Here is a 14,753-nt window from a genome sequence, read left to right on the forward strand (position 1 = left end):
AGAGGGGACGTGCCGAACGCGAGATTCGGGCTGGAGGAAACCGGTGCGGCATATTCCTTCTCCCCGCTTGCGGGGAGAAGGTGGCGGCAGCCGGATGAGGGGCGGACCTGACATGTTCAATGGGTTCCCAGGGAGGGAACAGATGAAAAAAGACCGTATCTACCTTTTCGACACCACGCTTCGTGACGGCCAGCAGACGCCCGGCATCGACTTTTCCGTCGAGGACAAGATCGCCATTGCCGGCCTGCTGGATGCGTTCGGCCTGGACTATGTCGAGGGCGGTTATCCGGGCGCCAACCCGACGGATACGGCTTTCTTCGCCAAGAAGCGCACCGGCCGCGCGAAATTCGTCGCCTTCGGCATGACGAAGCGTGCCGGTATCTCGGCCTCGAACGATCCGGGCCTTGCCGCGCTCCTCGATTCGAAGAGCGACGCGATCTGTCTTGTCGCCAAGAGCTGGGACTATCATGTGCGCGTGGCGCTCGGCTGTTCCAACGAGGAGAACCTGACGAGCATCGCCGAATCGGTGAAGGCCGTCGTCGCCTCCGGCCGCGAAGCCATGGTCGACTGCGAGCATTTCTTCGACGGCTACAAGGCCAACCCGGACTATGCGCTGGCCTGTGCCACCACGGCCTATGCCTCCGGCGCCCGCTGGGTGGTGCTGTGCGACACCAATGGCGGCACGCAGCCCTCCGAGGTGCAGGCGATTGTCGGGGCGGTGATCGCCGCCGGCGTGCCGGGCGAGAACCTCGGCATCCACGCCCACAACGACACGGGACAGGCCGTCGCCAATTCGCTGGCCGCCGTCGAGGCCGGCGTGCGCCAGATCCAGGGCACGCTGAACGGCATCGGCGAGCGCTGCGGCAATGCCAATCTGGTGACGCTGATCCCGACGCTGGCGCTGAAGGAAGCCTATGCGGAGCGCTTTTCGATCGGCATCGACACGGAGGACCTCACCGGCCTCACCAAGCTGGCGCATACCTTCGACGAGCTGCTGAACCGTTCGCCGGACCATCAGGCGCCCTATGTCGGGGCGTCCGCCTTCGCCACCAAGGCCGGCATCCACGCCTCGGCGCTCCTGAAGGACCCGCGCACCTACGAGCATGTGACGCCGGAAAGCGTCGGCAACCTGCGCAAGGTCATGGTGTCCGACCAGGGCGGCAAGGCTAATTTCATCAATGCGCTGAAGCTGCGCGGCATCGCCGTCGGCAAGGACGATCCGAAGCTCGACCGCCTCATCCAGATCGTCAAGGAGCGCGAAGCGACGGGCTATGCCTATGAGGGCGCGGATGCGAGCTTCGCGCTGCTCGCCTACCGCACGCTCGGCACGGTGCCGGATTTCTTCCACGTCGAGAGCTTCCGCGTGATGGTCGAGCGCCGCTACGACGCCAACGGCCAGCTCAAGACCGTGTCGGAGGCGGTCGTGCGCGTCATCGTCGACGGCGAGACGATGATGTCGGTCGCGGAAGGGCATGGCCCGGTCAACGCGCTCGACCTTGCGCTGCGCAAGGACCTCGGCAAGTTCCAGGCCGAGATCGCCGATCTGGAACTGGCGGACTACAAGGTGCGCATCCTCAATGGCGGCACCGAGGCCATCACCCGCGTGCTGATCGAATCGACCGATGCGACGGGTGCACGCTGGTGGACGGTCGGCGTTTCCGACAACATCATCGACGCCTCCTTCCAGGCGCTGATGGATTCCATCGTCTACAAGCTCATGAAGAACCGTGGCGAGGCGGGGCGCGCGGCGGCGGAGTAGGGGCAAGGTTCAGCGGCACTCATCGTCCCTTCACCGGAATGAATTGGTGCATAACCGTCCTTTGGAGTATCCCGACGGAAAATCCATAAAATAACGGGATGCCACACCATGGCCGATGCAAAATCCACCAGCGGCCTCGAGACCGGCGATTCGCCGCGCGGTTTCGCCTTCGCCTTGACGGCCTATGTGCTCTGGGGGTTCCTGCCCTTCTTCATGAAGGCCGTTGCCCACATTCCCGCCTCCGAGGTGGTGGCGCACCGCATCGTCTGGTCCGTGCCGCTTGCCGGCCTGGTGCTCGTCTGGCTCGGCCGCACCGCCGATATCAAGGCGGCGCTGCGCTCGCCGCGCATGCTGGCCATGGCGACGCTGACGGCGACGCTCATCACCTTCAACTGGGGCATCTATGTCTGGGCGATCGGCGCCGGCCGCGCGATCGAGACGGCGCTCGGCTACTATATCAACCCGCTCTTCTCGATCTTCCTCGGCGCCGTCCTCCTGAAGGAGAAGCCCGACCGTGCGCAGATGGTGGCGATCGGGCTTGCCGCCTTGGCGGTGGCGATCCTCGCGTTCGATGCCGGCGGCCTGCCGTGGGTGTCCATCGGCCTCTGCATCTCCTGGGGGTTCTACGCCTTCTTCCGCAAGACGCTGCCGGTCGGCCCGAACCAGGGCTTCTTCCTGGAGGTGCTGCTGCTGAGCGTCCCCGCGATCGGCTATATCCTCTGGCTCGAATCCTCGGGGCAGGGCCATTTCGGCGATACGGGCGTTGCGGACGTGCTCTGGCTTCTAGCCTCCGGGGTCGTCACCGCCGTCCCGCTGATGATCTATGCCAATGGCGCGAAACTGCTGCGCCTTTCCACCATCGGCATCATGCAGTACATCGCGCCGACGATGATCTTCATCGTCGCCGTCTTCGCCTTCGACGAACCCTTCGGCACGACGAAGCTCATCGCCTTCGCCTTCATCTGGGCCGCGCTTATCCTCTATTCCAGCTCCATGCTGCGCACGGCGCGGGCAAGGCGCCTTGCGGCGGCTGAGCTCAAGCCGGCGGAATAGACGATGGCCGTCTTGCAGACGACGCGCCTGACGCTCCGTCCCTGCCGCCCTGGCGACCGCGCGGATTTCATCGATCTGGAGCGTGATCCGCAGGTCATGCGCTTTCTGAACGGGGGATATGCCGTCGATCGCGAAACGGCCGACCCGAACGCGACCTTCCTCATGCCGACGGGCACGGAACCCTATGTCTGGACGGCGTGCCGGACGGCTGACGGCGTCTTTGTCGGGTGGTTCTGCCTGTGGCCGGAAAGCGAGACGCTGGCGGAGCTCGGCTATCGCCTGCGCCGGGCGGAATGGGGCCGGGGGCTGGCCTCGGAAGGGGCGTCCGCGCTCGTTTCCTGGGGCTTCGCCCATGCCGGCTATCAAAAGATCGTGGCGACCACGATGGCGGTGAACCATGCCTCGCGCCGCGTAATGGAAAAGATCGGCATGCGGCACGCCCGAACGGTTTCCGGCGACTTTCCCGATCCGATCCCGGGCAGCGAGCATGGCGAGGTATGGTACGAGATCGAAGGCTCGCAACAGCGCGGCGAATGAGCGCCCGCCGCGCGGGCTTTCACGGCTCTCGATAAATCAGAGGCGGGCGATGATGTCCGCTTCGCCCTCGCGGTCGACATGGCCCGCCCAATGGTCGACGAGGGCGGCGACGATCTCCTCCGGCTCGTCGATCACCATCGGCTGGACGAGATGGGCGGTGTGGATGAAGCCTTCGTCCGCCATATGCCGGATGAGTTTCAGCATCGGGTCCCAGAAGCCGCCGATATTGGCGAAGATCATCGGCTTGCGGTGGCGGCCGAGCTGCGCCCAGGTCATCACCTCGACGATCTCCTCCAGCGTGCCGATGCCGCCCGGCAGCGCCACGAAGGCGTCCGCGCGCTCGAACATCTTGTGTTTGCGCTCGTGCATGTCGGGCGTGACGATCAGCTCGCTGAGCTGGCCGAGCGAATGGCGGGTGGCCTCCATATCCACGAGGAATTGCGGTATGATGCCGGTGACGCGGCCGCCATGCGAAAGCACGCCGCTGGCGACCGCCCCCATGATGCCCTTCGTGCCGCCGCCGTAGACGAGGCGGAGATGGTTTTCCGCCATCGCCTGGCCAAGGCGGCGCCCGGCGGCGACATAGGCGGTTTCGCGGCCCGGCTGGGAGCCGCAGTAGACGCAGACGGATCGAATCGGCAGGGTTTGTTCGCTCATGACGGGATTCAGCCATCCGGCCGGCAGCCCGTCAAGGATAATGACGAAAAAGCACGGGGCACACGCCCCGGAACGTCCCGGGAACCTTGTGCAGAACATTGGGAATCGATAGCAATTTCAGGAGGGGACCCCCGGGAAACCGGGACAGAGAGAGAGTTGATGATGAAGAACAAGACCGGTCTGGTGGCCTTGATCGTGCTGGCGGCGGCAACGCTGCTCATGGTCTTCTTCGTGCTGCCCAACATGAACAAGGACAAGCCGGCGGAAACCCCGGTCGCAACCCTTACCACGACGACGACGCAAGGCGGCGGCGAGACCACGACGGCCGACGGCAAGCAGGCCCGTTCGACAACTGCAACCGGCGAGGCGGCGACGGGTGACGGCGCGACAGGCGATGCGGCCGCCGGCACCGAGGCTGGCACCGAGGGCGAGAAGCCGGCCGACGCCACGGCGGGCAAGACGGCAACGGCGACCCAAGAGATCGCCAAGGCGGAAACGACGCCGGCCGATCCGGCCGCCGGCTGGGTCACGCCCGCCTTCGATCTGCTGCGTGTCGAGCCGGACGGCTCCACCGTGATCGCCGGCCGCGGCCAGCCGAACACCACACTGGAGATCAGGAACGGCGAGACCGTCGTCGCAACGGCCGACATCGGCCCGTCCGGCGATTTCGCCGCCGTCTTCGAGCAGCCGCTTGCTGCCGGCGACTACCAGCTCACCTTGAGCACGAAGGACGACAAGGGCGCCTCGAAGACCTCGGAAGAGGTGGCAACCGTCTCCGTGCCGAAGGACGCCGGCGGCGATCTCCTTGCCATGGTCTCCAGGCCCGGCGAGGCGAGCCGCCTGATCACGGTGCCGGAGGCCGCGGAGAAGGCGGCCGGCGAGACTGCCGGCGCGGCGGAAAAGACGATCGACCAGCCCGCCGGCGAGACCGCGACGGCCAGTGACACGGGCGCTGCCGGTACCGTGGCGGACGAGAAGCCGGCCGCGAGCGAAACGGCGGAAGCCGCCGGCGAGACCGCCGCGACCACCGGCGAGGCGGCAACCGCCGGTGCCGCCGCGACGGAGACCGCGAACGGCACGGCCGGCACCGCGGCGACGGAAACGGCGGCCAAGCCCCAGGCGCGCGTTTCTGCTGTCGAGCTGGAAGGCGAGCGCATGTTCATCGCCGGCACCGCCAAGCCGGGCGCGCTGGTGCGCATCTATGCCGACGACAAGCTCGTCGGCGAGGCGAAGGCGGATGGCGAAGGCCGCTACGTGGCCGACGGCACGATCGACCTTTCGGTCGGCCGCCACACGATCCGCGCCGATGTGATGAGCCCCGACGGCGGCAAGGTCGAATTTCGCGCCTCCGTTCCGTTCGATCGGCCGGAAGGCGAGCAGGTCGCCGTGGTGGCGCAGGAGGATGCCGCGGGCGATACCGGCCCGGCGCTCGGCCTCATCGGCGGCGGCACGTTCGACAGGCTGCGTGCCGAGGCCGACAAGGCGGTGGCCCTGCTCAAGGGCCTTTATGCCGACGGCCGCGTGCCGACCGCCGAGGAACTGGCGGCTGCCCGTTCCGCGACCGAGATCGCGCTGAAATCGCTGGCCGAGTTCAAGCCCGGCCTCGAAGAGGGCGAGGCGGCCCGCGACATGGCGGCCAGGGCGTCGGCCGCCGCCGCTTCGGCGCTGGCCCGTCTCCAGGCCCTGCCGAAGGATGCCGCCGCTGTCGGCGGTGCCCTTGCGTCGATCGAGACTGCCGTCGCCGATGCGCTGGCACCGGCTATCGAGAAGGCGGAGGCCGTGGTGGGCGCTGCCTCGGCTGCGGCGGACAGCTCCATCGAGGCGCTGGCCGGCCAGGCGACCGCGCTCCAGCAGCAGTTCGTGGCGCTGTTCTCCGATGGCCGCAATGCGACGACGGCGGAGATCCAGACTGCCCGCACCGCGCTTGAAGGGGCCCTCAAGGGCATTACCGGTTTCACGCCGCCGGCCGGCACGGCCGCGGATGTGACGGCGGCGATCGAGAAGCTGAAGGGCTGGGCCTCGACCGCGCTCGACCGCCTTGCCGCGGTTCCGGCCGGCGCCGGCAAGGAGGCCTACCAGCAGGCGCTCGTGGCGCTCGAGGGCATGCCCTCGCTGACCGCCGCGGCCAGTGCCGTGGCGGCTGCGGGCGAAGGCGCCGCCTCGGCGACCGGTGCCGCATCGACGGCCGAAACCGCGACAGCGGACAACGGTACGGCCAGCGCCGAAGGCACGCCGGCGGCGACCGGCGGCGAGAGCGGCACCGCCGCCACGGGCGAAGCCGCCGCGACGGGCAGCGGCCAGGCGGTGGCCGAGGAGCCGGAAACGGTGGAGCAGGCCCCGCTGCAAGAGAGCAAGACCTCGGTCATCATCCGCCGCGGCGATACGCTCTGGCAGATCTCCCGCCGCATCTACGGCAAGGGCGTGCGCTACACGACGATCTACCTCGCCAACGAGGACCAGATCACCGATCCGGACCGCATCATCCCCGGCCAGGTCTTCGGCGTGCCGGACAAGACCGTGGAAAGCGACGCGGAGGCGGAGGAACTGCACCGCAAGCGCGTTCGCGGCGATTGATCCTCGGCAAGTCCGGCGCCGAAGCGGTTTTGCCGGAATTGCGCAAGGACAATTTCCGGCCGGCTGTTGCGAAGCGGCCGGCAAGGACCTATCTCCCCCATGCGGCGCCCCACCGGGCGCCGCATTTTCATTCGGCAGTCCAGGACAAAACGAAGGCCGGGGCGTGACGGCGATCCGGCGGAGGCCAGCGTGGCGACGACCAGAAAGAAGACGGTTTCGGCCGACAGCAGCAATCCCCTCCACACGCTGGTGAACCTCTGGCCCTATATGTGGCCCTCCGATCGGCCGGACCTGAAGATGCGCGTCGTCTGGGCCTCGGTCTTCCTGCTTCTCTCCAAGATCGTGCTGCTGCTGGTGCCCTATTTCTTCAAATGGGCGACCGATGCGCTGAACGGTAAGGCGGATGCCGTCTCGCTTCTGCCCGCTTTCCTGCTCGGCGCGGTCATGCTGGTCTTCGCCTATAACGGCGCGCGCATCCTGCAGGCCGGCCTCAACCAGTTGCGCGACGCGCTCTTTGCCAGCGTCGGGCAATATGCCGTGCGCCAGCTCGCCTACCGCACCTTCGTGCACCTGCACCGCCTGTCGCTGCGCTTCCATCTGGAGCGGCGCACCGGAGGGCTTTCGCGCGTCATCGAGCGCGGCACCAAGGGCATCGAGACGATCGTGCGCTTCACGATCCTCAACAGCGTGCCGACCTTCATCGAGTTCCTGCTCACCGCCGCCGTCTTCTGGTGGGGCTACGGTCTGCAATATCTCCTCGTCACCGCCGCCACCGTCTGGCTCTACATCTGGTTCACGGTCAGGGCGAGCGACTGGCGCATCTCCATCCGCCGCTCGATGAACGACAGCGACACCGAGGCCAACACCAAGGCGATCGATTCGCTGCTGAACTTCGAGACGGTCAAGTATTTCGGCAACGAGGAGATGGAGGCCCGCCGCTTCGACCAGTCCATGGCGCGCTACGAGAAGGCGGCGACGCAGGTCTGGACCTCGCTCGGCTGGCTCAACTTCGGCCAGGCGCTGATCTTCGGCGTCGGCATGGCGGTGATGATGGCAATGTCGGCGCTTGCCGTGCAGCGCGGCGAGCAGACGGTCGGCGATTTCGTCTTCATCAACGCCATGCTGATCCAGCTCGCCATCCCGCTCAACTTCATCGGCTTCGTCTACCGCGAAATCCGCCAGGGCCTGACGGATATCGAGCAGATGTTCGACCTGCTCGAGGTGGAGGAGGAGGTGCAGGACAAGCCCGGCGCCGCCGACCTCGTCGTCGCCGACGGCGCGATCTCCTTCAAGGATGTGCACTTCGCCTATGATCCGGCCCGGCCGATCCTCAAGGGCGTCTCCTTCGACGTGCCCGCCGGCAAGACCGTCGCCGTCGTCGGCCCGTCCGGCGCGGGGAAATCGACGCTCTCGCGGCTGCTCTACCGCTTCTACGACGTGCAGGAGGGGGCGATCACCATCGACGGGCAGGATGTGCGCGACGTCACGCAGAAGAGCCTGCGCGCGGTGATCGGCATGGTGCCGCAGGATACCGTGCTGTTCAACGACACGATCGCCTACAACATCCGCTACGGCCGGCCGGACGCGAGCGATGCGGACGTGGCCGCCGCTGCCGAGGCGGCGCAGATCGGCCCCTTCATCCGCCACCTGCCGGAAGGCTTCAAGGCGATGGTCGGCGAGCGCGGGCTGAAGCTTTCCGGCGGCGAGAAGCAGCGCGTCGCCATCGCCCGTACCATCCTGAAGAGCCCGCCGATCCTCATCCTCGACGAGGCGACCTCGGCGCTCGACACCCGCACGGAGCAGGAGATCCAGGCCGCGCTCGACGTCGTGTCGAAGAACCGCACCACGCTCGTCATCGCCCACCGCCTCTCCACCGTCATTTCGGCGGACGAGATCATCGTGCTGAAGGACGGCGGCATCGCCGAGCGGGGCACGCACAGCGAGCTGATGCAGCGCGACGACGGCCTCTACGCCTCCATGTGGAACCGCCAGCGCGAGGCCGTGCAGGCCGAGGAGCGCCTGAAGCAGGTGCGCGAGAGCGACGAGCTCGGCGTCATCCTGCGCGGCGCGCCGGCGGCCGAGTGATCACTCCCCGGGTGCGGCAAAGAGGATCAGGTTGCCGTCGGGGTCGAGCAGGATGAAGGTGCGCGTGCCCCAGGGCTGCGTCATCAGCGTGCTGTGGAAGGTCACGCCGGCCGTCTGATAGTCGAGGAAAAGCGTCTTGATCGCCGCCGCGCTGTCGAGTGTGATCGAGGCTGACAGCAGGTCCTCCCGTCGGCGGACATCGCCGAGGAAGACGGGCTCGCGCACCAGCCGCAGGCAGAGCCGTGCCCGGTCGCGCGCGACGACCCCGTAGAACGGCGGATCGCCGTAGGTAAAATCGACGGTAAAGCCGAGTTTTTCCGTGAAGAAGGCGAGGGAGGCGGCGAAATCGGTCACATAGAGCACCGGCTCCGCTCCGCTGAGGATCGGGCCTTGCGGCATGTTTTCAGTCGTGCTGCGCACGGTGGGGGCTCCTGTCCTGAGCGCCGGCCAATCCGGAAAACCGTTCTGGCGGGCGACGAGCGCCTGCGCATCGGCAAGCGAGAACGAGGCATCCAGTACCTCCCGATCCGTCAGATGCCGGAAGCGGGGCAGGGTGGCGCGGATGACCGCCGCCACCGGATGGTGTCGCTCGCGATGCCAGCGCAGATATTGCTTGGCCTGCTTGCGGAGGTTTTCGAGGTTCGGCATGGGCGCGGCTAAGGTTTCGGTCGTAGGTGGGCATTGCCCCTTCGGCTCCCGCCGATGCGCCCTACAGCAACAGTGAAAGTGTGCCCGCACCGGCCGGCGCTTGTCAACCAGAGGGCCGGGGACCGGGCATCGGACGGCCGCGGAACCTTTTCCGCGCCCGCCGGGTTGAGCCCCGGGAAGGGCCGCCCGCTGGGGGCTAATCGCCACGCCGCATTGCTCCCATCGCCATTTCACGCTAGGTCGATGGCGTGAAATCATCAGGAGATGTCGGAAGATGAGTTTGGTCGATACGATACGCAGCACCCTGGTGCCGATCCATCGGGAGGGCTGGAAGTTCGTGGCCGGCTTCTTCGTCGCCTCGCTGCTGCTCGGCGCGGCCTGGGAACCGCTGATGTGGATCGGCTTCGTGCTCACCGCCTGGTGCGCCTATTTCTTCCGCGACCCCGAGCGCCTGACGCCGCAGGATGACGATCTTGTGATCAGCCCGGCCGATGGCCGCGTCTCGGCCGTCGCCATGGTGACGCCGCCGGCCGAACTGGAGCTCGGCGACCAGCCGATGCTGCGCATCTCGGTCTTCATGAACGTCTTCAACTGCCATGTGAACCGCGCGCCGATGCGCGGCCGCGTTGCGCGCGTCGCCTATCGCGCCGGCAAGTTCCTGAATGCCGACCTCGACAAGGCGAGCCAGGAGAACGAGCGCAACGGCCTCGTCATCGAGAGCGCGCACGGGCCGATCGGCGTCGTGCAGATCGCTGGTCTCGTCGCCCGCCGCATCCTGTGCTGGACCAACATGAACGACAGCCTGGAGGCCGGCGAGCGTTTCGGCCTCATCCGCTTCGGCTCGCGCCTCGACGTCTTCCTGCCGGCCGGCGCCCAGCCGCGCGTCAGCGTCGGCCAGACGGCGATCGCCGGCGAGACGGTGCTGGCGGAATTCGGCTCGGCCAAGGGGCCGGTGATCAGCCGCAGGGGATGAGGAAACGAGGATGTAGGCAGTAGGCAGTAGGCAATAGGGTTCGAGAAACTATCTTCTACTGCCTACTGCCTACTGCCTACTGCCTACTGCCTACTGCCTGAAAACAGCGAAGCGAAAAGCGATGGACACACCCTTTCCGCCCTATGAGCCGAATGGACCGAACGACGAGGCGCGGGGCCCGCGCCTGCGGGAGATCCCGCTGCGCGTCATCATTCCGAACGTCATCACGGTGCTTGCCATCTGCGCGGGCCTCACGGGCATCAGGCTCGCCTTCGAGAACCGCTATGAGCTCGCCGTCGGCATGGTGCTGCTCGCGGCCTTTCTGGATGGCATCGACGGGCGCGTCGCGCGCCTCCTGAAGGCTACCTCGAAATTCGGCGGCCAGATGGATTCGCTCGCCGACATCATCAATTTCGGCGTTGCCCCGGCGCTCGTGCTCTATGTCTTCATCCTCGACCAGGCGCGCTCCTTCGGCTGGATCGCGGCGTTGATCTACACCATCGCCGCGGGCCTGCGCCTTGCGCGCTTCAACGTCATGGCCGAGCGCGAGACCAAGGCCAAATGGCAGACGGAATATTTCGTCGGCGTGCCGGCCCCCGCGGGCGGCATGCTGGTGCTGCTGCCGGTCTATCTCGGCTTTCTCGGCCTTGCGCCGAGCCCGCTCTTCGCCTACCTCGCCTCCGGCTACACGGTGCTGATCGGCTTCCTGCTGGTCAGCCGCCTGCCGGTCTGGTCCGGCAAGTCGGAAGGCAGCCGCATCCGCCGCGATCTCGTGCTGCCGGGCATCCTGCTCGTCGTGCTCTATGTCGCGACCCTGATGAGCTTCACCTGGGAGACCATGGTGGTGACGGTCGTCGCCTACCTGGCGACCCTGCCGTTCGGCGCCCGTTCCTGGCAGCGCAAATATGGCGGCTGGACCGCGCCGGTGACGCACGGCGCCAGCGAGTTCCCCGAGGAGCCCGACGGGCAATAGTCCTCGCCCGGCCGTCACATCCGCGTGAGCCTTGCCCAAGCCCTGTCCGCTCGTCGCGGGCGGGGCTTGATTTCCTGCTGTAGGTCGACTAACTAGCCTTCAAATAGATAGCAAGCTAATTGTTTTTGGGCTACCGAGATGAGCATATCCGATCCGCACGAGCGTATCCTCGACGACCTTTCCCGCGTGCAGCGCAAGATGCGCGCCCTGTTCGATGCCCGCGTGAAGGAGCGGGGGCTGACGCTGCCGCGCGCCCGCGCGCTTCTGATCCTCGGCCGCGGCGTCAATCTCAACCAGCGCGAGTTGGCCGACGAGCTCGACATCGAGACGCCGACGCTCGTGCGCCTGCTCGACGGCATGGAGAAGCAGGGCTTCATCGAGCGCCAGTCAGTGGAAGGCGATCGCCGCGCCAAGCAGATCGTCATGACGCCGCGCGGCGCCAAGGTCGCCGAGGAGGTGCTGGATCTTGCCCGCTCGCTACGCGCCGACGTGCTGAGGAGCATCTCGGCCCATGACATGTCGACCACCGTCAAGGTCTTCGCCGCGATGTCCGACAATATCGCGAAGAGCTGTCGGGAGAGCGTCGAGGCATGAGCACCGGTCCCGCCCAAGGCGGGCGCAAGGGAGAGGGCGAACCGCCGCAATCCGGCGCGGAGGAGCCGGCCGGCGAGAAACCGGCCGGGGAGACGCCTGCCGCCGCTCCGCCCCCGCCACCGCCCATGGCGCCGCCGCGCGCCGCCGCCTACATGGCCGCCTCCACCCTGCTTGCCATGACGCAGGGCTTCGGCATGAACCTCGTGGCCGCCAACATCCCGCAGCTCCAGGGCCCGTTCGGCGCCACCACCGCCGAGGCGACCTGGCTGATGGCCGCCTACATGGCCCCCAACGCCTCGCTCTCGCTGGCGCTCATCAAGATCCGAAACCAGTACGGCCTGCGTCCCTTCGCCGAGCTCGGCATCGCCGTCTTCCTCCTCGTGTCGGTGGCGCATATCTTCATCACGGACCTGCACTCCGCCCTCGTGCTGCGCTTCTTCGCCGGCATCGCGGCCGCGCCGCTCTCCTCGCTCGGCTTCCTCTACATGCTGGAGGCCTTCAGCCCGGCGCGCAAGCTGACGATTGGCATCTCGCTCGCGCTGACCAATATCGGCCTCGCCGCCCCGCTCACCCGCTTCGTCTCGCCGGCGCTCATCGATCTCGGCGGCGTGCGGGCGCTGCTGCATTTCGAGCTGGCGCTCGCCATGCTGTCCTTCGCGGCGATCTATCTCCTGCCGCTCACGCCGCCGCCGCGGGTGAAGGTCATCGAGAAGATCGATATCGTCAGCTATCTGTTCATCGCCGTCGGCTTCGGCGCGGGCGCCGTCGTGCTCGTGCTCGGCCGGCAATATTGGTGGCTGGAGGCCCGCTGGATCGGCGAGCTGCTTGTCGTCATGATCGGCGCGCTCACCATCGCCGCCGTCATCGAGCTCAACCGGGAGAGGCCGCTGATCGACCTGCGCTGGCTGCTCAGCCGCGAGATGCTGCACTTCGCCGCCGTGCTGGTGCTGTTCCGGCTGATGCTCGCCGAGCAGACCGCCGTCGCCGGCAATTTCTTCCAGATCACCGGCCTGCAGAACGACCAGCTCACCGGGCTCTACGGCATGGTGGCGCTCGCCACCGCCGCGGGCGGCCTTCTCTGCGCGGCCATCCTGAAGCCCGGCCGGGAGCCCGGCATCCACATGGCGGCGCTTCTCCTGATCGGTGTCGGCGCCTTTCTCGACAGCCGGGCGACGAACCTGACGCGGCCGGAGCAGATGTATCTGAGCCAGGCGATGATCGCCGCCGGCGGCAGCCTGTTCCTGCCGCCGGCCATCGCCTCGGGCTTCACGCTGGCGCTGCGCAAGGGGCCGCAATACATCCTCAGCTTCATCGTTGTCTTCCTGGTGACGCAGAGCCTCGGCGGCCTTGCCGGCTCGGCGCTGTTCGGCTCCTTCATCACGCTGCGCGAGAAATTCCACTCGAACATCCTCGCCGAGGCGATGACACTGGCCGATCCGCTGGTCTCGGGCCGTGTGGCGCAGCTTTCCGCGGCCTATGGCCACACGATCACCGATCCGGCCGTGCTGAAGGCGGAGGGCGTCGCGCTGCTCGGCCAGCAGGTGACGCGGGAGGCCAATGTGCTCGCCCACAACGATGCCTTCCTCGTCATCGCGCTGCTCGCCGTCGGTGCCGCGACGGCGCTGGCCATCCACATGCTTTACATCCGTATCAGAGAGGCCGGCGCCCGCAGCGGCGGGCCGGCGGCCGTTGAAGGTTGACCGAAATGAAGACTTACATCCGCAACACCGCCACCGCTCTCGCCCTCGTCCTCGGCGTGGCCGGCATCGGCGCGGTGCTCTACGCCTGGCAGCTGCCGCCCTTTGCCAGCGAGGTCCAGACGACGGACAACGCCTATGTGCGCGGCTACGTGACGCTGATCAGCCCGCAGCTCGCCGGTTACGTCACCGAGGTGTCCGTGAAGGACTACGAGATGGTCAAGGCCGGCGCCGTGCTCGCCCGTCTCGACGACCGCATCTTCCGCCAGAAGGTCGAGCAGGCCAATGCCACGCTTGCCAGCCAGAAGGCGGCGCTCGCCAATTCCGAGCAGCAGGAGAACGCCGCCAGGGCCCGCATCGGCGCCAGCGAGGCGGCGCTCGACAGCGCGACCTACGCCAAGCGCCGGGCGGAGGAAAGCTGGAACCGCATCGAGGAATTGTCGAACAAGGGCATCGCCACCCAGAGCGACCGCGAGCAGAGCCGCACCACGCTCGACCAGGCGGAGGCCGCCATCGCGCAGGCGCAGGCGAACCTTGAGGTCTCCCGGCAGGACCTGCAGACGATCATCGTCGGCCGCGATTCCCTGCGTGCCGCGGTGGCGGGCGCGGAAGCCTCGGTGGAGCTTGCCAAGATCGACCTCTCCAACACCGTCATCACGGCTCCGCGCGACGGTGCAGTGGGCGAGGTGGGCGTCAAGCTCGGCCAGTATGTTGCCGCCGGCACGCAGCTCATGGCCGTCGTTCCACACGACACCTGGGTCATCGCCAATTTCAAGGAAACGCAGCTCGCCTATATCAAGCCGGGCCAGAAGGTCGAGGTCAGCGTCGATGCGCTGAAGCACGCCACGCTGACCGGCCGTGTCGAGCGCTTCTCGCCCGCCACCGGCTCGGAGTTCAGCGTGATCAAGCCGGACAACGCCACCGGCAATTTCACGAAGGTCGCCCAGCGCGTGCCCGTGCGCATCGCCATCGACGACGGGCAGGCGTTGGCGAAATACCTTGCGCCGGGGCTTTCGGTGGTGGTGACGACGGTGGTGGGGAAGTAAGGAAAGCCGCTGTTCGCGGGCGTGGCGTGGATGGTCGGGTCAAGCCCGACCATGACGGAGGAGAGGGCGGAGGGTAACAATGGGGGAGAGGGCGGTGGAACATGACGGGAGAGAAGGCGGCGTCGATGGCTCTTCAGCCGACAGCGCCAGCCGCTCC

General features: G+C 67.2%; 12 protein-coding genes. 10 read left to right on the forward strand and 2 right to left on the reverse strand.

What is annotated here, in order from left to right; genetic code table 11:
- The first annotated feature begins 142 nt into the window (after positions 1 to 142).
- The 3 genes from cimA to AABF56_RS03735 all read left to right on the forward strand — a co-directional run bounded on the left by cimA (position 143) and on the right by AABF56_RS03735 (position 3,349).
- Positions 143 to 1,759, forward strand: a complete 1,617-nt coding sequence (gene cimA / locus AABF56_RS03725) for a citramalate synthase (protein ID WP_272804966.1) — start codon at positions 143 to 145, stop codon at positions 1,757 to 1,759.
- A gap of 108 nt (positions 1,760 to 1,867) precedes the next feature.
- Positions 1,868 to 2,812: an EamA family transporter RarD gene (rarD, locus tag AABF56_RS03730; protein ID WP_272804967.1), complete on the forward strand. Its 945-nt coding sequence runs from the start codon at positions 1,868 to 1,870 to the stop codon at positions 2,810 to 2,812.
- A gap of 3 nt (positions 2,813 to 2,815) precedes the next feature.
- On the forward strand, positions 2,816 to 3,349 hold the full coding sequence (locus AABF56_RS03735; RefSeq protein WP_272804968.1) for a GNAT family N-acetyltransferase: 534 nt from the start codon (positions 2,816 to 2,818) through the stop codon (positions 3,347 to 3,349).
- Positions 3,350 to 3,385: 36 nt separating this feature from the next.
- Here AABF56_RS03735 and AABF56_RS03740 read toward each other — a convergent pair whose 3' ends face one another.
- Positions 3,386 to 4,006 carry an LOG family protein gene (locus AABF56_RS03740; protein ID WP_245082744.1) on the reverse strand — a complete coding sequence of 207 codons (621 nt, stop codon included), beginning with the start codon at positions 4,004 to 4,006 and terminating at the stop codon, positions 3,386 to 3,388.
- Positions 4,007 to 4,165: 159 nt separating this feature from the next.
- On the opposite strand from AABF56_RS03740, the gene AABF56_RS03745 reads away from it, so the two are divergent.
- Complete coding sequence (locus AABF56_RS03745; protein WP_272804969.1) at positions 4,166 to 6,580, forward strand: LysM peptidoglycan-binding domain-containing protein; 2,415 nt, start codon at positions 4,166 to 4,168, stop codon at positions 6,578 to 6,580.
- 189 nt (positions 6,581 to 6,769) lie between these two features.
- Positions 6,770 to 8,665, forward strand: a complete 1,896-nt coding sequence (locus tag AABF56_RS03750; RefSeq protein WP_272804970.1) for an ABCB family ABC transporter ATP-binding protein/permease — start codon at positions 6,770 to 6,772, stop codon at positions 8,663 to 8,665.
- On the opposite strand, the gene AABF56_RS03755 is transcribed toward AABF56_RS03750, so the two are convergent.
- Positions 8,666 to 9,313, reverse strand: coding sequence for a VOC family protein (locus AABF56_RS03755; RefSeq protein ID WP_272804971.1), 648 nt, complete (start codon positions 9,311 to 9,313; stop codon positions 8,666 to 8,668).
- A gap of 274 nt (positions 9,314 to 9,587) precedes the next feature.
- Between AABF56_RS03755 and AABF56_RS03760 the strand changes: the two genes are divergently transcribed.
- From AABF56_RS03760 to AABF56_RS03780, 5 genes are all read left to right on the forward strand, one after another.
- Positions 9,588 to 10,286 carry a phosphatidylserine decarboxylase gene (locus tag AABF56_RS03760; protein ID WP_272804972.1) on the forward strand — a complete coding sequence of 233 codons (699 nt, stop codon included), beginning with the start codon at positions 9,588 to 9,590 and terminating at the stop codon, positions 10,284 to 10,286.
- Positions 10,287 to 10,407: 121 nt separating this feature from the next.
- A complete protein-coding gene (gene pssA / locus AABF56_RS03765; RefSeq protein WP_245082758.1) occupies positions 10,408 to 11,259 on the forward strand; it encodes a CDP-diacylglycerol--serine O-phosphatidyltransferase in 852 nt (283 codons plus the stop codon).
- Positions 11,260 to 11,397: 138 nt separating this feature from the next.
- Positions 11,398 to 11,853 carry a MarR family winged helix-turn-helix transcriptional regulator gene (locus tag AABF56_RS03770; RefSeq protein WP_245082762.1) on the forward strand — a complete coding sequence of 152 codons (456 nt, stop codon included), beginning with the start codon at positions 11,398 to 11,400 and terminating at the stop codon, positions 11,851 to 11,853.
- Positions 11,854 to 11,978: 125 nt separating this feature from the next.
- Positions 11,979 to 13,553, forward strand: coding sequence for an MFS transporter (locus tag AABF56_RS03775; protein WP_272807431.1), 1,575 nt, complete (start codon positions 11,979 to 11,981; stop codon positions 13,551 to 13,553).
- 5 nt (positions 13,554 to 13,558) lie between these two features.
- Positions 13,559 to 14,596: an HlyD family secretion protein gene (locus AABF56_RS03780; RefSeq protein ID WP_272804973.1), complete on the forward strand. Its 1,038-nt coding sequence runs from the start codon at positions 13,559 to 13,561 to the stop codon at positions 14,594 to 14,596.
- Positions 14,597 to 14,753 lie beyond the last annotated feature (157 nt).

The sequence above is a fragment of the Shinella sp. WSC3-e genome (assembly GCF_945994535.1).
In the GTDB taxonomy this organism is placed as follows: Bacteria; Pseudomonadota; Alphaproteobacteria; order Rhizobiales; family Rhizobiaceae; genus Shinella; species Shinella yambaruensis.